Source organism: Luedemannella helvata, assembly GCF_039528415.1.
GTDB lineage: Bacteria > Actinomycetota > Actinomycetes > Mycobacteriales > Micromonosporaceae > Luedemannella > Luedemannella helvata.
In genome coordinates, this window is record NZ_BAAALS010000017.1 from 112002 (window position 1) to 132075 (window position 20074).

General features: G+C 71.7%; 21 protein-coding genes. 9 read left to right on the forward strand and 12 right to left on the reverse strand.

Annotation, left to right across the window (positions count from 1 at the left end; all coding sequences use genetic code 11):
• Positions 1–27: 27 nt before the first annotated feature.
• Positions 28–1053 (forward strand): GNAT family N-acetyltransferase, encoded by a 1026-nt coding sequence (locus tag ABD191_RS18185; RefSeq protein ID WP_344083148.1) that lies wholly within the window; start codon positions 28–30, stop codon positions 1051–1053.
• Here the strand turns inward: ABD191_RS18185 and ABD191_RS18190 are convergent.
• The 3 genes from ABD191_RS18190 to ABD191_RS18200 all read right to left on the reverse strand — a co-directional run bounded on the left by ABD191_RS18190 (position 1050) and on the right by ABD191_RS18200 (position 4950).
• Positions 1050–1661, reverse strand: coding sequence for a helix-turn-helix domain-containing protein (locus ABD191_RS18190; protein ID WP_344083150.1), 612 nt, complete (start codon positions 1659–1661; stop codon positions 1050–1052). The genes ABD191_RS18185 and ABD191_RS18190 overlap by 4 nt on opposite strands.
• Positions 1662–2084: 423 nt before the next feature.
• Positions 2085–3110, reverse strand: a complete 1026-nt coding sequence (locus ABD191_RS18195) for a 2-oxoacid:ferredoxin oxidoreductase subunit beta (protein WP_344083152.1) — start codon at positions 3108–3110, stop codon at positions 2085–2087.
• Complete coding sequence (locus ABD191_RS18200; RefSeq protein ID WP_344083154.1) at positions 3103–4950, reverse strand: 2-oxoacid:acceptor oxidoreductase subunit alpha; 1848 nt, start codon at positions 4948–4950, stop codon at positions 3103–3105. Before ABD191_RS18200 ends, ABD191_RS18195 begins: the two co-directional genes overlap by 8 nt.
• Positions 4951–5252: 302 nt before the next feature.
• On the opposite strand from ABD191_RS18200, the gene ndhC reads away from it, so the two are divergent.
• From ndhC to ABD191_RS18215, 3 genes are read left to right on the forward strand one after another with little or no spacing between them, the layout of a single operon-like run.
• Complete coding sequence (ndhC, locus tag ABD191_RS18205) at positions 5253–5627, forward strand: NADH-quinone oxidoreductase subunit A (protein ID WP_344083156.1); 375 nt, start codon at positions 5253–5255, stop codon at positions 5625–5627.
• Positions 5624–6184, forward strand: coding sequence for an NADH-quinone oxidoreductase subunit B (locus tag ABD191_RS18210; protein ID WP_344083211.1), 561 nt, complete (start codon positions 5624–5626; stop codon positions 6182–6184). Before ndhC ends, ABD191_RS18210 begins: the two co-directional genes overlap by 4 nt.
• Positions 6181–6777 (forward strand): NADH-quinone oxidoreductase subunit C, encoded by a 597-nt coding sequence (locus tag ABD191_RS18215; protein ID WP_344083158.1) that lies wholly within the window; start codon positions 6181–6183, stop codon positions 6775–6777. The genes ABD191_RS18210 and ABD191_RS18215 overlap by 4 nt, the downstream gene beginning before the upstream one ends.
• Before the next feature lie 65 nt (positions 6778–6842).
• Here ABD191_RS18215 and ABD191_RS18220 read toward each other — a convergent pair whose 3' ends face one another.
• A complete protein-coding gene (locus ABD191_RS18220) occupies positions 6843–8642 on the reverse strand; it encodes a hypothetical protein (RefSeq protein ID WP_344083160.1) in 1800 nt (599 codons plus the stop codon).
• A 217-nt stretch (positions 8643–8859) separates the two neighbouring features.
• Between ABD191_RS18220 and ABD191_RS18225 the strand changes: the two genes are divergently transcribed.
• Entirely contained in the window at positions 8860–9822 is a 963-nt protein-coding gene (locus tag ABD191_RS18225) for a complex I subunit 1/NuoH family protein (protein WP_344083162.1), read from the forward strand.
• Between the two features lie 4 nt (positions 9823–9826).
• On the opposite strand, the gene ABD191_RS18230 is transcribed toward ABD191_RS18225, so the two are convergent.
• The 8 genes from ABD191_RS18230 to ABD191_RS29290 form a co-directional block, all read right to left on the reverse strand.
• Entirely contained in the window at positions 9827–10396 is a 570-nt protein-coding gene (locus tag ABD191_RS18230) for a Uma2 family endonuclease (protein ID WP_344083164.1), read from the reverse strand.
• 139 nt (positions 10397–10535) lie between these two features.
• Positions 10536–11876 (reverse strand): LLM class flavin-dependent oxidoreductase, encoded by a 1341-nt coding sequence (locus tag ABD191_RS18235; protein WP_344083166.1) that lies wholly within the window; start codon positions 11874–11876, stop codon positions 10536–10538.
• Positions 11863–12600 (reverse strand): ABC transporter ATP-binding protein, encoded by a 738-nt coding sequence (locus tag ABD191_RS18240; protein ID WP_344083168.1) that lies wholly within the window; start codon positions 12598–12600, stop codon positions 11863–11865. Before ABD191_RS18240 ends, ABD191_RS18235 begins: the two co-directional genes overlap by 14 nt.
• The gene (locus ABD191_RS18245) at positions 12576–13421 is read right to left on the reverse strand and encodes an ABC transporter permease (RefSeq protein ID WP_344083170.1); all 846 of its coding nucleotides are present in this window, start codon (positions 13419–13421) and stop codon (positions 12576–12578) included. The genes ABD191_RS18240 and ABD191_RS18245 overlap by 25 nt, the downstream gene beginning before the upstream one ends.
• The gene (locus ABD191_RS18250; protein WP_344083172.1) at positions 13418–14464 is read right to left on the reverse strand and encodes an ABC transporter substrate-binding protein; all 1047 of its coding nucleotides are present in this window, start codon (positions 14462–14464) and stop codon (positions 13418–13420) included. Before ABD191_RS18250 ends, ABD191_RS18245 begins: the two co-directional genes overlap by 4 nt.
• Entirely contained in the window at positions 14451–14990 is a 540-nt protein-coding gene (locus ABD191_RS18255) for a flavin reductase family protein (RefSeq protein ID WP_344083174.1), read from the reverse strand. Before ABD191_RS18255 ends, ABD191_RS18250 begins: the two co-directional genes overlap by 14 nt.
• Before the next feature lie 170 nt (positions 14991–15160).
• Positions 15161–16396, reverse strand: a complete 1236-nt coding sequence (locus ABD191_RS18260; RefSeq protein ID WP_344083176.1) for an ROK family protein — start codon at positions 16394–16396, stop codon at positions 15161–15163.
• A gap of 70 nt (positions 16397–16466) precedes the next feature.
• Positions 16467–16547 (reverse strand): putative leader peptide, encoded by an 81-nt coding sequence (locus ABD191_RS29290; protein WP_425560758.1) that lies wholly within the window; start codon positions 16545–16547, stop codon positions 16467–16469.
• Positions 16548–16827: 280 nt separating this feature from the next.
• Here ABD191_RS29290 and ABD191_RS18265 point away from each other — a divergent pair, with 280 nt between their 5' ends.
• From ABD191_RS18265 to ABD191_RS18280, 4 genes are read left to right on the forward strand one after another with little or no spacing between them, the layout of a single operon-like run.
• Positions 16828–17376, forward strand: coding sequence for a NuoI/complex I 23 kDa subunit family protein (locus tag ABD191_RS18265; protein WP_425560753.1), 549 nt, complete (start codon positions 16828–16830; stop codon positions 17374–17376).
• Positions 17373–17891: an NADH-quinone oxidoreductase subunit J family protein gene (locus ABD191_RS18270; RefSeq protein ID WP_344083180.1), complete on the forward strand. Its 519-nt coding sequence runs from the start codon at positions 17373–17375 to the stop codon at positions 17889–17891. The genes ABD191_RS18265 and ABD191_RS18270 overlap by 4 nt, the downstream gene beginning before the upstream one ends.
• Entirely contained in the window at positions 17891–18244 is a 354-nt protein-coding gene (gene nuoK, locus ABD191_RS18275; protein WP_344083182.1) for an NADH-quinone oxidoreductase subunit NuoK, read from the forward strand. The genes ABD191_RS18270 and nuoK overlap by 1 nt, the downstream gene beginning before the upstream one ends.
• On the forward strand, positions 18241–20073 hold the full coding sequence (locus ABD191_RS18280; protein ID WP_425560754.1) for an NADH-quinone oxidoreductase subunit 5 family protein: 1833 nt from the start codon (positions 18241–18243) through the stop codon (positions 20071–20073). Before nuoK ends, ABD191_RS18280 begins: the two co-directional genes overlap by 4 nt.
• Position 20074 lies beyond the last annotated feature (1 nt).

Here is a 20074-nt window from a genome sequence, read left to right on the forward strand (position 1 = left end):
CCGTCAACGAACCGTCAAGCTAGGCGGGTGAGGTTGCGCGAATGGGATCCGGGCTCAGCACCGGAGGCCGAGCTACGGCTGTGGCTTGACGCGTATAACGAGGCCCTCACCGCAGACCTGCCGCACGATCCATTGTGGGGCATCAATTCGCTGCGTGGCTACCTCTCGGTCACGATGCCCGGCCAGCGGCGGTTCAGCTGGATCGTGGAGGAGGATGACGCCGAGCCCGGCACCGCGCCGCTACTCGGGGTCGCCACGCTGCTGCTGCTCGACGGCATGGGCGTCATCGAGGTCGTGGTGGTGCCGAAGGCGCGCCGGCAGGGCGTCGGCCGCACACTGCTCGCGGCGACGTCCCGCAGGGCTCTGCGCGAGGGGGTCCGGCAGCTGGGTGTCGAGGTGATCGGCGGCACGACGGCCGTGGACTTCTACGAGGCGCACGGCTTCCGTTGGGCGTACGTCGAGATGCGGAGCCTGCTCGACCTGCGCGCGGTCGACTGGGATCACCTGCGGGAGATGGCCGCCGGTGTGGTGACGGGCTACTACGTGGAATACCACCAGGGCGGCCTGCCCGAGTCGATCCTGGGCGCGTACGCGGAGGCCAAGGAGCAGCGCCGCCTCACCCCGCCCGGCGACCTGGAGCTGCGCCCGAGTTCCTACAGCGCCGAGCGGCTGCGCCACAGCATCGCGACGCTGCGGGCCCGCGGCCTGCACCCGCACATCGTCCTGGCGGTGCACGAGTCGACCGGCTGGGTCGCGGGCCTCACCGAGGTCGTCGTTCCCGCCCAGCATCCGACCCGCGCCGACCAGTACGACACGATCGTGCGCCCCGAGTTCAACGGCCTGGGCCTGGGCCGCGCCCTCAAGGCGCGGATGCTGCTGGAACTGCGCGACGCCGAGCCCCAGCTCCGCGAGGTGCAGACCTGGCACGCCACCGAGAACGAGCAGCTCCAGCAGGTCAACGACGAGCTGGGCTTCCGTGCCGACCACGAATGGCGGGAGTACGACGCCGACGCCGTGGAACTGACCAACCTCCTCCGCGACGTCCCCGCCTAGTCCCAGTCGTCGCACTCCTCCGGATCGAACGGCGGCGGCCGGTCGAGGTCCGGTGTCGGCGGTCGCCGGTCGAGGACGGAGGGGTTGGGCGGCGTCGGCACGCCGCGGTGCTGTGCCACCCGCACCCACCACTGGCTGTACCGGCGCGCCATGTCCCGACGGACCCTGTCCCGGTAGAACGTCTCAGGCGGCCGGGCGAGGCCGAAGTAGTCGCCCCACCATTCGCCCTCCTCCGGGTCGAGGATGGTGTCCAGGTGCGACGGGTACCGCCGGCCGGCGCCGTCGCGCACATCGTCGCTCTCGCCCATGGGGTGAACGCACCGCCCGTCCCTGTCAACCACGACGAGCTGGAGCTGTGCGGCGGCGAGGATCCGCTGCAGGACGCCCACGCTGGGCGTCACGCTGCCCGACTCGGTCCGGCCGATCAGCGACGCCGAAACGCCGACAAGCAGCGCCAGCTGACGTTGGCTGAGGTCGGTCAGCCGCCGAACGCGCCGGACGAGTCCCGAGATGGGATAGTCGGCGAGCCGTGGCAGCCCGCGGGCGAGGGCTTCGTCACCGAACCCGGCCCAGGGCCCGAACCGCGGGATGGACGCTTCCTGTGTCACGCCCCGAGCGTGCCCGCGCCACCACCCGAATGCCCAATCGCCCGGCCGCGCCTGTGGATAACTGGGTGACTTTGGGTTTAAGTCACGAAGAGTAAAGTGAGCCGCCCCCACCACCCCCACCGTCAGCCGCCCTTTGCTCTGCTTACTTGAAGTAGGCACCGAGAAAATGATGAATTGTCTGGCAAATTGAACAGGCGATGAGGCATGCACTGACACTCACCGTTACCGATGCGTATAGGTAAGCAGAGCAAAGGGACGTGGGGTGGGGTGGTGGACGGAGGTGAGAAGTGACGAAGAGTAGTCAGGTGGCCGTGTTATCCACAGGCGTGTTGGTGATCGGGGCACTGAGTGGGTCGCCGGAAACGGTACGGGCGCCGCCGGCGGGCCGGAGCCGCCGGGCTGGCGCCCGTACTCGATGAGGTTTTAGAGGATTGTCCAGGTGTCGCCCGAGCCAAGGAGGGACGCCAGCTCGGCGTTCGGGTCCGTGACCGTGGCGGTGGCGGTGGCGACCTGGTCACGGACGATGTCGTCGTAGGCGCTGCGCTGAACCGAGCGGAACACGCCGATGGGGGTGTGGCGCAGGTCAATGCCCGGCAGGCGCGACAGCGCGAACGCGTAGGCCGGCTCGGGCACCGCGGAGTTGTGCACCACGATCTCGGACGGGTCGACGCTCGCCGTCTCGCGGACCTCCAGGCCGAAGCCGCCCGGCGGGTGCACGACGCACCACTCGCCCTGCGCCCCGAAGGTGATCGGCTGCCCGTCCTCCAGGCGGATGACCGCCTCGTCCCGGGTCTCCGGCTCCTTCAGTACATCGAACGCGCCGTCATTGAAGATGTTGCAGTTCTGGTAGATCTCCACGAACGCGGAGCCCTTGTGCTCCGCGGCGGCGCGCAGCACCGACTGCAGGTGCTTCCGGTCAGAATCGATCGTACGGGCGACGAAGCTCGCCTCCGCGCCGAGCGCCAGCGAGATCGGGTTGAACGGCGAGTCCGCCGAGCCCGTCGGTGTCGACTTCGTGATCTTGCCGATTTCGCTCGTCGGCGAATACTGGCCCTTGGTCAGGCCGTAGATCCGGTTGTTGAACAGCAGGATCTTCAGGTTGACGTTGCGGCGCAGCGCGTGGATCAGGTGGTTGCCGCCGATCGACAGCGCGTCGCCGTCGCCGGTCACGACCCAGGTCTGCAGGTCGGGGCGCGACACCGACAGGCCCGTGGCGATCGCCGGCGCGCGGCCGTGGATCGAGTGCAGGCCGTACGTGTTCATGTAGTACGGGAAGCGCGAGGAGCAGCCGATGCCGGAGACGAAGACGATGTTCTCGCGGGGGATGCCCAGCTCGGGCATGAAGCTCTGCACGGCCGCGAGGATCGCGTAGTCACCGCACCCCGGGCACCAGCGGACCTCCTGGTCGGACTTGAAGTCCTTGGCGGTGAGCTTCAGGGTCTCAGCCATTCTTGACCACATCCTCCAGCATGGTCTCCAGCTCAGCGGCCGTGAACGGCAGGCCGCGGACCTGGTTGTACGCGATCGCGTCGACCAGGAACCGCCCCCGGATCAGGTGGGCGAGCTGGCCGAGGTTCATCTCCGGGATGACGACCTTGTCGTACTGGCGCAGGACGTCGCCCGTGTCGGCCGGCAGCGGGTTCAGGTGCGTCAGGTGGGCCTGGGCGATCGGCAGGCCGCGCTGGCGCAGCGCCCGGCACGCGGCCCCGATCGGGCCGTATGTCGAGCCCCAACCGAGCACCAGCACGGTCGCCGTGCCGTCCGGGTCCTCGACCTCCAGGTCGGGCACCTTGATGCCGTCGATGCGGGCGGCCCGGGTGCGCACCATCAGGTCGTGGTTGGCCGGGTCGTACGAGATGTCGCCGGTCTTGTCGGCCTTCTCGAGGCCGCCGATGCGGTGCTCCAGGCCGGGCGTGCCCGGCACCGCCCAGGGGCGGGCCAGGGTGGCCGGATCGCGCAGGTACGGCAGGAAGGTCGTGCCGTCCGCGCCGTTCGGCTCGGTGGCGAACTCGACCGACAGGTCCGGCAGTTCGGAGACGTCCGGCAGCAGCCACGGCTCGGAGCCGTTCGCGATGTACCCGTCCGACAGCAGGAGCACCGGGGTGCGGTAGGTCAGCGCGATGCGCGCCGCCTCGATCGCCGTGTAGAAGCAGTCGGCGGGGGAGCGCGCCGCCAGCACGGCGACGGGCGCCTCGCCGTGCCGGCCGTGCAGCGCCATGTTCAGGTCGGCCTGCTCGGTCTTGGTCGGCATGCCCGTGCTCGGGCCGGCCCGCTGCACGTCGACGATGACCAGCGGCAGTTCCAGGGCGACGCCGAGCGAGATCGTCTCGGACTTCAGCGCGACACCGGGTCCGCTCGTCGTGGTCACGCCCAGCGCGCCGCCGTACGAGGCGCCCAGCGCGGCCCCGACGGCGGCGATCTCGTCCTCGGCCTGCATGGTGGTCACGCCGAACTTCTTGTGCTTGCTCAGCTCGTGCAGGATGTCGGAGGCCGGCGTGATCGGGTACGCCCCCAGAAAGACCGGAAGTTTCGATCGCACCCCGGCGGCCACGAGGCCCAACGCCAGGGCCGTGTTGCCGGTGATGTTCCGGTACGTCCCCGGGGCCATCTTGGCCGGCTTCACCTCGTAGCGGACCCCGAAGTCCTCCGTGGTCTCGCCGAAGTTCCAGCCCGCCTTGAACGCGGCGATGTTCGCGGCGGCCAACTCGGGCCGGGCGGCGAACTTCTTCTGCAGGAAGCCGAGCGTGGACTCGTGGGGCCGGGAGTACATCCACGACAGCAGGCCCAGCGCGAACATGTTCTTGGCCCGCTCAGCGTCCTTCTTCGAGATGTCGAAGGACTCCAGGGCCCGCACGGTCATGCTGGTCAGGCCCACCGGGTGCACGGCGTAGCCGTCCAGGGAGCCGTCCTCAAGAGGGTTGGCCGCGTAGCCCACCTTCTGCAGGTTCCGCTTGGTGAACTCGTCGGTGTTGACGATGATGTCCGCGCCGCGGGGCAGCTCGGCGAGGTTCGCCTTGAGCGCCGCGGGGTTCATCGCCACCAGCACGTTGGGCGCGTCGCCCGGCGTGAGGATGTCGAAGTCCGCGAAATGCACCTGGAAGCTGGACACGCCGGGCAGGGTCCCGGCAGGGGCGCGGATCTCGGCCGGGAAATTCGGCAGTGTCGAGATGTCGTTGCCCAACTGGGCGGTCTCCGAGGTGAACCGGTCACCTGTGAGCTGCATGCCGTCGCCGGAGTCGCCGGCGAAACGGATGACCACCCGATCCAGTTGACGGATCTGCTTGGCCACGGTGCTGTGCCTCCTCAGGGACCGGCGGGGAACGGCCCCGAACCCTAGTTCTCCGCTTCGAGCCTACGTCGAGCGACCTCCATCTCCATCGTCGGATACCGGCGTCGTCCCACCCATTGGTGTGACTCACGGTGTGACATTTCGCTCGTGCGCCACCCCGGGCCGTCCACGACCGCCCGGCGCGAGGCCCCGACAGGACCACAACCGACATTACGGTCAGTACGCGCGGGGCCCGCGGTTTTTGGCCCATCCCGCCCCGCGCCGCGGGTGGGACCGGCCCCCCCAGGCGTAGGCTCGTCGACGTGGGTGAAGCTGGCGCCGGGTCGTACCAGACGCTCGGGTTGTTGTTGCTCGTCGGCGTGGTCGTGTTCATCCTCGCGATGATCGCGAACCGGCTGCTGAGCACCATCCGGCCGTCCGCCGAGAAGGCCACCACGTACGAGTGTGGGCTGGATCCGGTGGGCGGCGACTGGGCGCAGGCCCAGATCCGCTACTACGTGTACGCGTACCTGTATGTGCTCTTCGCCGTCGAGGCGATCTTCCTGTTCCCCTGGGCGGTCGTGTTCGACCGGCCCGGGTTCGGGATGGCCGTGGTGGTGGAGATGGCCATCTTCGTGAGCGTGCTCGCGCTCGGCCTGCTGTACGCGTGGCGCAAGAAGGTGCTGCGGTGGACCTGAACCTGCCCGGCGTGCTCGGCGAGCCGATCCGCTTCGTCCTCAACTGGGGCCGGCGGTACTCGCTGTGGGTGTTCAACTTCGGGCTGGCCTGCTGCGCGATCGAGTTCATCGCGACGTCGATGGGCCGGCACGACTTCATGCGGCTGGGCGTGATCCCGTTCGGTCACGGCCCCCGCCAGGCCGACCTGATGGTCGTGTCGGGCACGGTCACCGACAAGATGGCCCCGGCCATCAAGCGCCTGTACGACCAGATGCCCGAACCGAAGTACGTCATCTCGTTCGGCGCGTGCTCCAACTGCGGCGGCCCGTACTGGGACTCGTACTCGGTGACGAAGGGCGTCGACCAGCTGATCCCGGTGGACGTCTACGTCCCCGGCTGCCCGCCCCGCCCGGAGGCGCTCCTCTACGGCATCCTGCGCCTCCAGGAGAAGATCGCCGCCGAGCAGTCCGGCGTCGGCGGGGTCCGTCCCGCCCCCGCCCGTACGCAGCCGACGGTCGAGGCCCTCACGGCCGAGCCCGTCCGCCCGCCGTCCGCGCGGCCGGGGGTCGCGGGATGACGCCGGAGGAGCTGGGCGCGGCGCTGGCCGCGGCCGTCAACGGGGTGCCCGGCGAAGGGCCGGGCGACGAGCAGGCGGGCGGCGCGAGCGTGTCGGGCGGCGGACGGTGGGCCCGGGCGACCGTGGACGTGGCCGTCGGCGACTGGCGGGCGGCGGTCCTGGCGGCGCGCGACCAGTTCGGGTGTGACTTCTTCGACTGGCTGTCGGCCGTGGACGAGGGGGAGCGCGGGTTCGCCATCGTGGCCCACCTGTGGTCGACCACCCGGCGGTACGGCGTACTCGTGCGAACGGTGACCACGACGGCGGTCGACTCCATTGTGGATGTCTTTCCCGGTGCGGCCTGGCACGAGCGGGAGACGCACGAGATGTTCGGGGTCGATTTTCCCGGGCACCCGGGGCTCACGCCGTTGCTGTTGCCCCCGGAGTTCGAGGGGCACCCGCTGCGCAAGGACTTCGTGCTCGCCTCGCGGGTCGCCAAGCCGTGGCCGGGGGCGAAGGAGCCCGGCGAGTCGCAGGACGCGGGCGCGGCCCGGCGTCAGCCCATGCGGCCGCCCGGCGTGCCCGCGCCCGGCGAGTGGGGCGGCGGCTCCTAGCCAGTCAGGAAACGCGAATGGCGGCGCCCCTTGGCAGGGGCGCCGCCATTACGGCGTGCGGTGCGTCAGTCGTCCGACTTCCCGGCGGGCTTCGCCGTCATGTCGGTCTCCGTCGGCACGTCGGTCACCTTCGGCAGGACCTGGGTGGCCGCGTCGGACACGGCCGGCAGGTCGACCATGGTGGTCGTCGTGTCGGCGGCCGAGGCGGTGGCCGGGGCCAGCTCCAGGCGGCGACGGCGCGCGGCCAGGAACATCATGATGCCGGCGCCGACGAGCGCCACGCCGGTGAGGCTCATGCCCGCTACGGCGACGCCCGTGATCGGCAGGCCGCCGCTGGAGCCGCCGGAACCGCTGTTGCCGCCGGTGCCGACCGCCTCCTCGATGGACACGGGCACGGTCAGGTAGATGACCTCGCCGACGGAGTCCTCACCGGCCGCGACGATCGTGTGGTCGCCGCTCATGTTCTTCGGGATGCTCACCACGGCGCGGATCTCGCCGTCGTCGTTGGACGTGACCGTCTTGAGCACGACCGGCTGCGAGTAGATGCCGATCGTCACCGGGGTGTTCGGCGCGAAGCCCGCACCCACGATCAGCACATCCGACCCGGCACGTATCTCGGTGCCGCGCGGCAGGGTCAGCGGGCCGTCCGACTCCGGCAGGGTGTCCGGCAGCGTCGGGCCCACCGGCGGGTCGACCGGCGGCTCCTCGTCCGGTGGGGCCGTCGTGACCACCGGCCCCGGCGTGGTCGCCGGCGGGGCGGTCGTGACCGGCGGGTTGTCCGTCGGCTCGGGGGACGTCGACGGTCCCGCGGTGACGGGCGGCGCCGTGGTGGTGACCGGCGATTCGGTGGTCACCGGGGCCTCCGAGGTCGGCGGCTCAACGGTGACCGGCGGTTCGCTGCTGTCCGGCGGCTCCGGGGTGTCCGGGGGCAGCGTGAGCGGCGGTTGCGTGGTCACCGGGCCCTCGGAGGTGGGCGGCTCGGTGGTGACCGGCGGCCCGGTGGTCACCACGGGCCGGGTCGTCACCGTCGGGCCGGTGGTCACCACGGGCCCGGCCGATGTCGGCGGGGTGCCCACGACGGTCACGTCGACCCAGGCGGCGGCGTAGAACTCGCCGGGCGCCGGTGGCGTGTCGTCACCGTCGTACCAGATCGTGTAGTAGCCGTTCTGCGGCGGGCACAGCGAGAGGGTGAAGCGGCCGTTCGCGCTCGTCGTGGTGGTCACGGTCGCCGGAACGTCGCCCTTGCCCTCGTAGCCCTCGGGGAAGAAGTACGCGCCGATCTCCCGGCCGCCAGCGGCGCCGCCGGCGGCGGTGCGCAGCCGGCCGCTCACCGTGAACGTCGCGCCGGCCTGCACGGTCACCTTCGACGTGTCGACCGTGAGGGTGGGCCGGGTGCACGGCATCGAGGACAGGTAGAACGCTTCCTTGTCCGCGTTCCACGCGCTGTCGATCACCGCGCTCGCGGTGCCGTCCGGCGTACCGGGGAGCCGGACCGGGTAGAGCACGTAGAAGGCGGTGTTGTTCGGGTAGCTCTCCGCATCGCCGAACTCCGCCTCGACCGGCACCGGGACGGTGATCCTGCCACCGCCGCGGGTCGTCAGGCCGACCGTGATGGTCCTCGGGGCGGGCACTCCGTTCTGGCCGCCCACGCCGGTGAGCTCGTACACCCAGGCGTTGTCCCAGCCGGAGTAGTCGTCGCCGACGTACTCACCGAAGTAGTTGCAGCCGAACGGCCCCATGTAGTTCTGGGTGATCGTGGTGGGGGCGGCCGCGACAGCGACCGGCCCGGCCTGCGCGGGCATCGCCGCGCCGAGCACGACAAGGGCGCCGGCGGCGAAAGCCGCGACGCCCTTCCTGAGTGTCACGAGAGTCTTCTCCTTCATCCGGGCCGTCCGCGTGTGGTGGGGCGGACCCCGTGGCGCCGGCCCCCGTGGGCTGGCGAGCCGATCCATGATTCTGGATCGGAAGGTGCGGTAGCAAGTCCGCTGGGTGTCGGGTAGCCGAACGGCCGATGTGGATCGGCCGTACGGTCGGCGCGCGCAGCTCGGGGTCCAGCCGCCGTCGCTGCCGTATGCTGCGCACATGCCGGTCTGGCTGGAGCTGACGATCCGCGTCCTCGCCGTCGTCATCGCCTTTCTCACCCTGCCGCTCATCGTCGGGCAGGCCGAACACAAGGTGATGGCGCACATGCAGGGCCGGCTCGGCCCCATGTACGCGGGGGCGTACCACGGGTGGGCGCAGCTCATCGCGGACGGCGTCAAGTTCGTGCAGAAGGAGAGCGTCACGCCAGCCGCCGCGGACGGGCCCGTGTTCCGGCTGGCCCCGTTCGTCGCGCTCCTGCCGTACCTGGCCGTGCTGCTGGTCATCCCGCTCGGCCCGGACGGCCTGGTGGCGCAGCCGCTGGACGTCGGCCTGCTCATGGTGCTCGCGGTCGTCGGCATCGGGGTGGTCTCCGTGCTGATGGCCGCGTGGGCGTCGGCCAACAAGTACAGCCTGCTCGGCGGGGTGCGCGCCGCGGCCCAACTGCTCGGGTACGAGCTGCCGTTCGTCCTGGCGGCCGCGAGCGTGGCGATGGCCGCCGGCACGCTGTCGCTGTCGGGCATCGTCGAGGCCTGGCGGCCGTGGTGGCTGCTGTGGCAGGCGCCCGCCGCGATCATCTTCTTCGTCGCCGGCCTCGCCGAGATCCGCCGTCCGCCGTTCGACATGCCGATCGCCGACTCGGAGCTCGTCTTCGGCTACATGACGGAGTACACGGGGCTGCGGTTCGCGTTCTTCCTGCTCGCCGAGTACGTGGGCATCGTGGTGATCTCGGCCCTCACGGCGGTGCTCTTCCTGGGCGGCTGGAAGGGCCCCTTCGACGAGACCCTGGGCTGGCTGTGGACTCTCACCAAGACGTTCGCGGTCGCGTTCGTCGTCATCTGGGTACGGGTGACGTACCCGCGCCTGCGTGCCGACCAGCTGCAACGGCTGTGCTGGCTGGTGCTCGTCCCGGTCGCGCTCCTGCAGCTCGTGCTGACCGCCGCCGTCAAGGTGGCCCTCGACTGACCGGTCAGTTCCTGCGGCGCAGGTCGTCGATCGCGATCTTCATCGGCCAGGGCTCGTTGACGTCGATGACGCTGGTGCACCTGCCGGTCTCCCGGTAGACCTTGGCCAGCGGGTCGATGGTGTGGGTATGCACGATCAACTCCGGGTCCGTTTCGACCCGCCAGTAGTGCGCGATGCCCGCCTCGGCGTACAGCGCGGGCTTCGTGATCCGGTCGAGGCTCACCGACGTCGCAGAGACGATCTCGATGGCCAGGATCACCTCGTGTGGGACGAACCAGTGGGTGTTGCGGTCGGCGGCGACGGCGGTGACCAGTAGCAGGTCTGGAATGAACGAACGCCTGGGTGACAGGCGGACCTCGACGCCCTGGCTGACCTCGAAGTCGGTGGGGCAGCTCGCGTCCAGCAGCGCGCCGAGCCGCAGGGCGATCGACTGATGGAGGTGGGTAGGGGATGGGGGCACGAGGAGGACTCCATCGAGTAGCTCGGGGCGCCGTTCGGTGTCGGGCAGCGCGTCGAGGTCGTCGGTGGTCCAGCCGTCTCGTGCCGGGCTCTGGTGCTCCATCGTGACTGTCACCGTACCTCCTCGACCTGGTCGCGGGCGTGCTCACGCCGAGCCTATCGACGCCAGTCGGTCGCGGTGAAGCCCTGTGGATATCTCTCGATCGGGTGAACCTGGCCGCCGTCCACTGGGGACGGCGGCCAGCCACACGCCGTCAGGCGGCCAGCTCGCGGGGGCGGGCGAAGCGGTTGGCCGGGCGGTCCAGGCCGTAGTGCTCGCGCAGCGTCCGGCCCCGGTACTCGGTGTGGAACAGGCCCCGCCGTTGCAGGATCGGCACCACGTGCTCCAGGAAGATCTCGAACTGGCTGGGGTACAGCGGCGGCATGATGTTGAAGCCGTCCGCCGCGCCGTGGGTGAACCAGTCCTCGATGAGGTCGGCGACCTGCTCCGGCGTGCCGGCGAAGGTGAAGTGGCCGCGCGCCCCGGCCAGCCGCCGCAACAGCTGCCGGACGGTGAGCCGCTCGCGCCTGGCCAGCGACACGATGAGGGCGAACCGGCTGCGGTTGCCCTGCACGTCGGTCTCGTCGGGCAGCAGGTGCAGCGGTACGGGCTCGTCGAGCGGGAACTGGGTGAGGTCGACCGTGCCGAGCTGGCGCCACACCTGGGTCGGCACCCCGTCGGTGGGTACGGCCAGGTCGTCGAGTTCGGACTGGACGGCGTGCGCCTCCGCCTCGGTGGACCCGATGAACGGCGACAGCCCGGGCAGGATCTTCACGGCGTCGGGGTCGCGGCCGGCGGCGGCCACCCGGGCCTTCACGTCGGCGTAGAACGCGCGCGCGTCCTCGATCGTCTGCTGCGCCGTGAAGATCGCCTCCGCCCAGTGCGCGGCGAAGTCCTTGCCGTCCTCCGACGAGCCGGCCTGCACGAGCAGCGGGTGCCCCTGCGGCGGGCGCGGCGCGTTCAGCGGCCCGCGCACCTGGAAGTGCGCGCCCACGTGGTTGAGTTCGTGCACCTTGTCGCCGTCGACCGGCCGGCCGGCGGCCTTGTCGAGGATGCGGGCGTCGTCCTCCCAGCTGTCCCACAGGCCGGTGGCCACCTCCAGGAACTCGTGCGCCCGCCGGTAGCGCGCCTCGTGGGCGACGGCCTCGCGGCTGAAGTTGGCGGCCGCCTCCGTGTCGGCCGAGGTGACGATGTTCCAGCCGGCGCGCCCGCCGCTGAGGTGGTCCAGCGACGCGAACGCGCGCGCCAGGTTGTACGGGTCGTTGAACGTGGTCGACGCGGTCGCGATGAGCCCGATCCGCTCGGTGACGGCCGCCAGCGACGACAGCAGCGTGAGCGGCTCCAGCCCGCCCCGCGCCCCGCCGCGCCGGCCGCTGGACAGCCCGTCCGCGAGGAACAGCGAGTCGATCTTCGCGGCCTCGGCGGTACGCGCGATGCCCGCGTAGTAGTCGAGGTCGAGGGTGCGTTCCGGGGTGGACAGCGGATGCCGCCAGGCGGCCGCGTGATGGCCGGGCACCATGAGGAACGCGTTGAGGATCAGGTCACGGTCGGGCACGGGTACCTCCGTCAGGGTGGACGCCGAGGGCGCGGAGCAGTCGTTCGCGGTAGGTGATGAAGCGGGGGTCGCCGTGGGAGCGGGGCGCGTCCAGCTCGATGGCGAGGTCGACGCCGACGCGGCCGTCCGTGAGGACGAGCACCCGGTCGGCCAGCAGCACGGCCTCGTCCACGTCGTGGGTGACCAGCAGCACGGCCGGGCGGTGCCGCGCGCACAGCTCGCGCAGCAGGTCGTGCATCCTGATCCGGGTCAGCGCGTCCAGCGCCCCGAACGGCTCGTCGGCGAGCAGCAGTTGCGGCTCCCAGACCAGCGACCGGGCCAGCGCCGCCCGTTGCGCCTCGCCGCCGGACAGCTGCCCCGGCCAGGCCCGTTCGCGACCCGCGAGGCCGACCTCCGCCAGGGCCTCGCGGCCGCGCCGTTCGTCGTCGAGCCCGAGGATCACGTTGTCGAGGACGCGCAGCCAGGGCAGCAGCCGGGCGTCCTGGAAGGCGACGGAGACCTGGTGCGGTACGCGCAGGTCGCCGCTGCCGTCGGCGCGGTGGTCGAGGCCGGCCAGGGCCCGTAGCAGGGTGCTCTTGCCGGAGCCGCTGCGCCCCAGCAGTGCCACGAACTGCCCGGCCGGGATGGTCAGGTCGAGGTGGTCGAGGACGGTCCGCTCGCCGAAGCGGCGTACCAGGTCCCTGACCTCGACCGCGGTGGTCAGCTGCCCAACGTCTGCTGCCACGACAGCACCCGCTTTCCGATCATGCGGACGAGGGCGTCGGAGGCGAGGCCGAAGACCCCGTAGACGATGAGGCCGACGATGATGATGTCGCTCTGCCCGTAGTTCTGGGCCTGGTACATCATGTAGCCGATGCCGCTGGTCGCGTTGATCTGTTCGATCACGACCAGCGACAGCCACGATCCGGTGACCGCGAGGCGCAGGCCGGTGAGGAAGCCGGGCAGGGCGGCCGGGAACACGACGCTGCGCAGGAACCGGGTCCGGCTGAGCCGCAGGACCTCGGCCAGTTCCACGTACCGGCGGTCGATGCCGATCAGCGAGACGTGCGTGTTGATGTAGATCGGGATGGCCACGCCGAGCGCGATGATGACGACCTTGAAGCCCTCGCCGATGCCCAGCCACAGGATCATGAGCGGGATCAGGCCGAGCGACGGGATGGAGCGCTTGAGCTGGACGGGCCCGTCGACGAGGGCCTCGCCGGTGCGGCTCAGCCCGGAGATCAGCGCGAGGACGAGGCCGGCCGTGAGGCCGAACGTGAAGCCGAGCCCGGCCCGTTGCAGGGAGGTCAGCAGGTTGTCCTGCAGGCGGCCGCTGCTGATGAGGTCGGTGGTGGTGTGCCAGATGGTCCACGGCGCGGGCAGGATCCGGTCGTCGAGCACGCCGGCGGCCGACGCGGCCGACCACGCGGCGACGATGAGCAGCGGTCCGGCGAGCCGGCCGCCGGGGATGGCGCGGCCGGGCCCGAGCCGGCGCAGCCGGCCATGGGCGGGCGTCAGGGGTGGGGCCGCCGGTGTGGCCACCGGTCGCGAGATCACCTGGGTCATCGCGGCGACCCCCGGTACTCGGCGGCGACGGCCGGCGCCGCCAGGCCCTCGAAGCGCCGGTCGAACAGCGACCCGGCGGCGAACGGCTTCGTGAAGCCCTGCTGGACGAGCAGGTCGATGGTCTCCTGCTCCCACGCGATCGCGGCCGTCCAGTCGGCCGGGTAGTTGGGCTTGTTGGCGTCGCGGACGATCTCCTCGCCCTGCTGGCGCGAGATGCCCTGGCTCTTCACGTAGTACTCGTCGATCCAGGCGTCCGGGTGCTCCCACTGCCACACGCCGACCTGCGCCCACAGCGGGATGTACGCCCGGATCGCGGCGACCTTGCCGGCGTCCCGCAGGACGGCCTCGGGCGCCCAGAGGATCGACAGCAGGTCCACCACGTCGGTGTCGATGCGCCGCGCCCCGTCCTTCTCGTACTGGCGCAGGTACTTGAACACGTCCGTGCTGCCGAGCGGGGCCACGTCGACCTGGCGCGACTGCAGCGCGGTGAGGAACTGGGGGCTGTTGAGGGGTACGAGGGTGACCTCGTTGTTGGCGATGCCGGCGGCCTTGAGGGCGCGCAGGACGACGACGCCCTGCGCCTGCCCGACCGAGAAGGCGATCTTCTTGCCCCGGAAGTCGTTGACGCTCTGGATCGCGGTGCCCGGCGCGGTGGCGAACCGGTAGATCGGTTTGGGGTTCAGCCGGACGGCGACGATCTTCGCGGGCAACTGGAACCCGTACGCCTGGATCGGCGGGATGCCCGCGTTGCCGGCCAGGTCGAGCGACCGCGCCCGGAAGGCGTTGATCACGTCGGGGCCGGCGGCGATGTTGGGCCATTCCGGGACCCGGAACGGCAGCTTCCTGTCGAGTCCGGACAGCTCGAAGCCCAGCTTGTTCTGGGTACCGGAGATCTTCAGCTCGGTGCCCGGTGGGACCGCGGTGGGCAGCGGCGCGGTCAGGTCGAGGACGGTGTTCGCCTCTGCCTGCCTGGCGCAGCCGGTCAGGGCGAGCGTGCCGGCGCCGAGCGCGGCGCCGAGCAGCGCGCGTCTACTGAGTGACACGGGGGTTCTCCTCTTGATCGGTGCGGATGGTGTGGTAGCGGCCGTCGAGGTAGATCAGGGGAGTGCGGTCGCGGTACTGCTCGCTGCCGACGACCCGGGCGACGACGATGTGGTGGTCGCCCGCCGGCAGGAGGGCGTGCGGGACCAGGCGCAGCCAGCCCGCCACGTCGTCGAGGACGGGCTCGCCGGTGGGCAGCCGCCGCCAGCGGGTGGGCGCGGCGAACCGGTCGACGCCGCTGGTGGCGAAGCGCCGCGCGACCGGTTCCTGCGCCGCGTCGAGGAAGTTCACGACGGCCGACCGGGCCGCGCGCAGGTGCGGCCAGGTGGAGGCGGTGCCGGCGATGCCGAACGACACCAGGGGCGGGTCGAGCGACAGCGACGACAGCGACGTGGCGGTGAACCCGACGGGTCCGGCGCCGCCCTGGGCGGTGATGACGACGACCCCCGCCGGATGCCGCCGAAATGCGCGCCGAAAAGCGTCGGAATCAAGCTCCAGGGCGCGCGGTGGCTGCAATGTGATTGTCATTTTGCCTCCCCATAAAAGGAACGGCTAATAGCCGCTCTTCCTCGTTCAAGCGTGGCGGTGACGTGCGCAGACTGTCAATTTTCGGCGGCCTGGAATTAACTCGGCATCGTTATGTCGCGCGCAGCATAAGGGCGCGATTCATCGAATCGCGCGGGCCGGAAATGGTGGCGTCAGGAGGCCATCAAAAGCACGGTCCGGTGGCCGAGTGGGTCGGCATAGAAACCATCGAGTACGGCCGCCGCGGCGGCCACCGGCAGCACCGTGCCGGCGAAGCTCGATGGCACGACGCGGGACGCGGCGTCCGGACACAGCCGCGAGTGGCGCCGCACGGAGTCCCGCAGCCGGGCCAGGCACTCCGGGAGCCGGTTCACGCCGGCCTCGGTGACGACGACGACCTCCGGGTTGACCACGTCGATCAGCAGCGCCGCGGCCCGTCCCACCAGTTCGGCGCGCTCCCGTAGGAGCGCCACGGCCGCCGGCACGCCCCGCAGCGCGGCGTCGAGTACGGCGGGAAAGGACGGCGTTTCGACGACGCCGGCGCGGGCCGCCCGCCGGGCGAGCGTCTGTTCGGACACGGCCGCCTGAAGGCACCCGGCGCTACCGCAGGCGCAGGAGTCGTCCTCGGGACCGACGGGCAGGTGGGCTATCGCGCCCGCGGCCGAGCGCGGTCCGTGGTGCACGCCCTCCCCGGCGGCGAACGCCGCGTCCACGACCGTGCCGACGAACAGGTGCAGGATGCTGCGCCGGGCCTTTGCGCGCACCGCGCCGATGAGTTGTTCGGCCCGGGCGAGGGCGCGCGCGTGCCCGTCGACCAGCACGGGTACGTCCACCACCCGCTCCAGCGCGTCGCGGATCGGCACGTCGCGCCAGCCCAGCGGCAGGTTCTCGACGATGACTCCCGCGGCCGAGTCGACCCAGCCGCCGCTGGCCACGCCGAGGCCGAGGATCTCGCGCCCGCCCGCGTGCGCGGCGAGGAAGTCCGGCAGCAGGGCGGCGACGCGCGCGGTCACCGCGCCGGCCTCGACCGTCCGGTGCGGCACCTGTTCGCTGACCAGGACGTGCCCGCGCAGGTCGACCAGCGCGAGGGTGGTCTGCCGGACGCCGATGTGCACCCCGGCGACCACCCACCGCCGGGTGTCGATGTCGAGCGGTACGTGCGGCCGGCCCAGCCCGCGCGGACCGCGCTCCACGGCCAGTTCGCGCAGGTAGCCGGCGCCGGTGAGGGCGGCGGCGTGCCGGGTGACGGCGGCCGGGCTCAGCCCGGCGTGCCCGACGATGGTGCTGCGGGCCACGGGGCCGAGGTCGAGGACGGCCCGCAGGACGGCGCCCGCACCGCCCGCCCGGGGTTCCGCCGGGTCGGCGGTTCGGCGGCCGCTCCAGGCGGTCGAGCGGTTGGGATGGGTCACTGCCGGCGCCCTTTCCGTCGAGTGGTCGTACTCGGTCGGAGGTGGTCGCGCGGCGCGGAGGCGGCGCGACTCAGCGCCGGCGACAGGCGGCCGACGCGACCCGGAGCAGGTCAATGTGGACCCGGGTGATGAGGTCCAGCGAGCGCGGCATAGCCAAAAGTCTACTAACCAGATCGGATATGTCAACTACCGGGATCGATGATCGCCGTGCTCAGGGCCTGTCTGCACCCGGGCAACCGTCCGGGCCGCGACCGTGGGTGATCAGCCGGCGGCGGTGATGATAAGCACGTCGGGGCAGAACGGGTGCCGCTGCGGGAGGCGCGCGTCGACCGCCCGGGTGACCTCGAACGCGGGCCTTTCGTCGTTGCCCGTCGGCAGTTTGCCGCCGGGACGGGGTCCGGTGCTCGCGCGCGCGAGCGGGTAGGGGCAGGATGATGGGTATGGACGGTGTGCCGGGCAGCGGGCTGGCCAAAGGGCTGGCGGTCACGCTCAAGACGATGACCAGGCGGTCGCACACCCAGCAGTACCCGGACGTCGAGCCGGAACTGCCGCCCCGGTCGCGGGGCGTCATCGCGCTGTTCGAGGAGAACTGCACGGTCTGCATGCTCTGCGCGCGCGAGTGCCCCGACTGGTGCATCTACATCGACTCGCACAAGGAGGAGGTCGTGGTGCCGGGCGCGAGCCGCCCCCGGCAGCGCAACGTCCTCGACCGCTTCGACATCGACTTCTCCCTGTGCATGTACTGCGGCATCTGCATCGAGGCGTGCCCCTTCGACGCCCTGTACTGGTCGCCGGAGTTCGAGTACGCCGAGTACGACATCCGCGACCTGCTGCACGACAAGGACACGCTGCGCGAGTGGATGTGGACCGTGCCGCCGCCGCCCGCCCACGACCCCAACGGCGAACCCGCCAAGGAGGAGTCGACCGCCGCCCGCAAGCTCGCCCAAGCTGAGGCCGCGCCCCCGGGCGACGCCCCGTGACCGGCGTCGACGCCGTCATGCTGGCGCTCGGGGCGGTGGCCGTGGGCGCCGGCGCCATGGTGGTCGGCACCCGGCACGTGGTGCGCGCGGGCCTGTGGCTGGTCGTGGCCCTGGGGGCCGTGGCCGGCATCTACCTGGCACTGGGCGCCGAGGTGGTCGCCTGGGTGCAGGTGCTCATCTACGTCGGCGCGGTGGTCGTGCTGTTGTTGTTCGCGGTGATGCTGACCCGCGCGCCGATCGGGGCGAGCGACGACCTCGACCGCTCCCGGTGGCCGGGCGCGCTGGTCGGCGGCGGCGCGGCGCTCGGCCTCGGCGCGCTGTTCGTCGACGCGTACCGCTGGACCCGCGTGTCCGGCGGCGTCGTCCCCGGCGGCGGGGCGGACACGATCGGGACGGCCGTGTTCACCGACTGGGTGCTGCCGTTCGAGGTGCTGTCCGTGCTGCTGTTGTCCGCGCTGGTGGGCGCGATCGTGGTGTCGCGTCCCGACGTCGGGGCCCGGGACGGTGGTGCCTGATGCGCCCGGTCATCCCGTACTGCGTGGCCGCCGCCCTGTTCGGGCTCGGCGTCTACGGCGTGCTCGTGCGTCGCAACGCCGTGCTGCTGCTCATGGCCGTCGAGCTGATGCTCAACGCGGTCAACCTGGTGCTCGTGACGGCCGACGCGACCGTGCGCGCCGTGCTGCCGGCGACCGGCCAGGTATTCGCGCTGTTCGTGGTCGTGCTCGCCGCCGCCGAGGTGGGCGTGGGCCTGGCGATCGTGTTGCAGCTGTACCGCGCGCGCCGCTCGGTCGCCCTCGACGAGGTGCCCCTCGACCCGGGGCCGATGGACTGGGACACGGATCGACCGGAACCGGAACCCGCCCGGTGAGCGCGCACCTCGTGGCGACGGCGCTGGGCGCCGCGCTCGCCGTCGTACCCCTGGTGTGTGGCCTGTGGGGGCTCCTGGCCCGGGGCCGCCCCGCGGCCCTGACCCTCGGCGTGGGTGGCGCCGCGTTGACGCTGGTCGCCGCGATCGTCCTGGTCAGCACCGTCGACGGGCCGGTCGAGTCCCGACTCGAGATCGTCAACTTCGGCAACCTGCCCGTCACGGTCGGCGTACGCCTGGACGCGACCGTCGCCCTGGTCGCGGTCGCCGTGGCCGCCGTGGCCCTGGCGGTGCAGGTCTACTCGACGGCCTACCTGCGCGACGACGACCGCTACGCGCCGTATGCCGCGCAGGTGAGCCTGTTCACCGGCGCGATGCTCACGGTCGTCGTGGCCGGCGACCTGATCATGCTGCTGGCGGGGTGGGAGGTCATGGGCGTCTGCTCGTACCTGCTCATCGCCCACGACCGCACCCTGCCGCAGGCGCCCGCCGCCGCCGTGAAGGCGTTCCTGGTCACCCGGGTCGGCGACGTGGGCTTCCTGCTCGGCATCGTGCTGCTCGGCCTGCACGCGGGCAGTTTCCGCCTGGCGGACGTGCTCGCGCCGGGGGTCCTGACCCCGGCGATGACCACGGCCGTCTGCCTGCTGCTGCTGGCCGGCGTGGCCGGCAAGAGCGCGCAGTTCCCGCTGCACACCTGGTTGCCGGACGCGATGGCCGGCCCGACGCCGATCAGCGCCCTCATCCACGCGGCCACCATGGTCGCGGCCGGCGTGTACGTGGTCTTCCGCCTGTACCCGCTGTTCACCGCCTCGAACGCGGCCCTGTGGGTGCTCGCGGCCATAGCGGCGGTCACGATGCTGCTCGGCGCGCTGTCGGCCCTCGGGCAGGAGGACATCAAGCGGGTCCTGGCCTGGTCGACGGTGTCGCAGATCGCCTACATGGTGGCGGCGTTGGCTATCGCGGCCCCCGCCGCCGCACTGTTCCACCTGCTCACCCACGCCGCGTTCAAGGCGCTGCTGTTCCTCGCGGCCGGCTCGGTGATCCACGCCGTGGGCACGAACCTGATGACCGGCATGGGCGGCCTGCGCCGCGCGATGCCGGTCACGTTCTGGTGTTTCACGATCGGGTTGGGCGCGCTGGTCGGCCTGCCTCCGCTGGCCGGCTTCTTCAGCAAGGACGAGATCCTGTACGCCGCGGCGCAGGGCCACGGCGGCCGCGCCCTGCTGATCTACCTCGCCGGCCTGGTGACCGTGTTCGTGACCGGCCTCTACGCGTCGCTGCTGTGGCTGCGGGTGTTCTTCGGTCCCGTCCCGGCCGGCGCGCACCCGCACGAGCCGCCGCCCGCCATGGCCTGGCCGGTGATCCTGCTGGCGGTGCCGAGCGCCCTGCTCGGCTTCGCCGCCCTGTCGCCCTGGTTCGCGCACGCCCTCGGCGCGCAGGAGACCTTCACGCTGCATGCCGCCGCGCTCGCCCCGCTGCCGTTCGCGCTGCTCGGCGTCGCCGCCGGCGTCTGGTGGTGGCGCCTGCGGCCGGCCGAGCCGGCCGCGGTGCTGGGTCCGCTGCGGCCGGTGTTCGCGGCCGGCTTCCACCTCGACGCGGTGCAGGACACCCTCGTCGTACGCCCGGTCCGCGCGCTCGCCCGGGGTGCCCGCCGCGCCGACGAGTCCCTCGTGGACGGCATCGTGGAGGGCACCGGCGAGAGCACGGTCGAGCTGGGTACGGCCGTGGCGAACGCGCACCGGGGCGGCGTGCCCCGCGCGCTGACGGCCGTCCTCAGCGGCGCCGTCGTCCTCGGCGTGGCCGCCGTCGCGATCACGCAGGGGTGGTGGTGAG

Bases quoted from the DNA above. Each gene is read 5' to 3' on its own strand.
- ABD191_RS18265 (WP_425560753.1), top strand. From the start codon at position 16,828: ATGATGGGTATGGACGGTGTGCCGGGCAGCGGGCTGGCCAAAGGGCTG.
- nuoK (WP_344083182.1), top strand. From the start codon at position 17,891: ATGCGCCCGGTCATCCCGTACTGCGTGGCCGCCGCCCTGTTCGGGCTC.
- ABD191_RS29290 (WP_425560758.1), bottom strand. From the start codon at position 16,547: ATGCCGCGCTCGCTGGACCTCATCACCCGGGTCCACATTGACCTGCTC.
- ABD191_RS18215 (WP_344083158.1), top strand. From the start codon at position 6,181: ATGACGCCGGAGGAGCTGGGCGCGGCGCTGGCCGCGGCCGTCAACGGG.
- ABD191_RS18255 (WP_344083174.1), bottom strand. From the start codon at position 14,990: ATGACAATCACATTGCAGCCACCGCGCGCCCTGGAGCTTGATTCCGAC.
- ABD191_RS18245 (WP_344083170.1), bottom strand. From the start codon at position 13,421: ATGACCCAGGTGATCTCGCGACCGGTGGCCACACCGGCGGCCCCACCC.
- ABD191_RS18225 (WP_344083162.1), top strand. From the start codon at position 8,860: ATGCCGGTCTGGCTGGAGCTGACGATCCGCGTCCTCGCCGTCGTCATC.
- ABD191_RS18195 (WP_344083152.1), bottom strand. From the start codon at position 3,110: ATGGCTGAGACCCTGAAGCTCACCGCCAAGGACTTCAAGTCCGACCAG.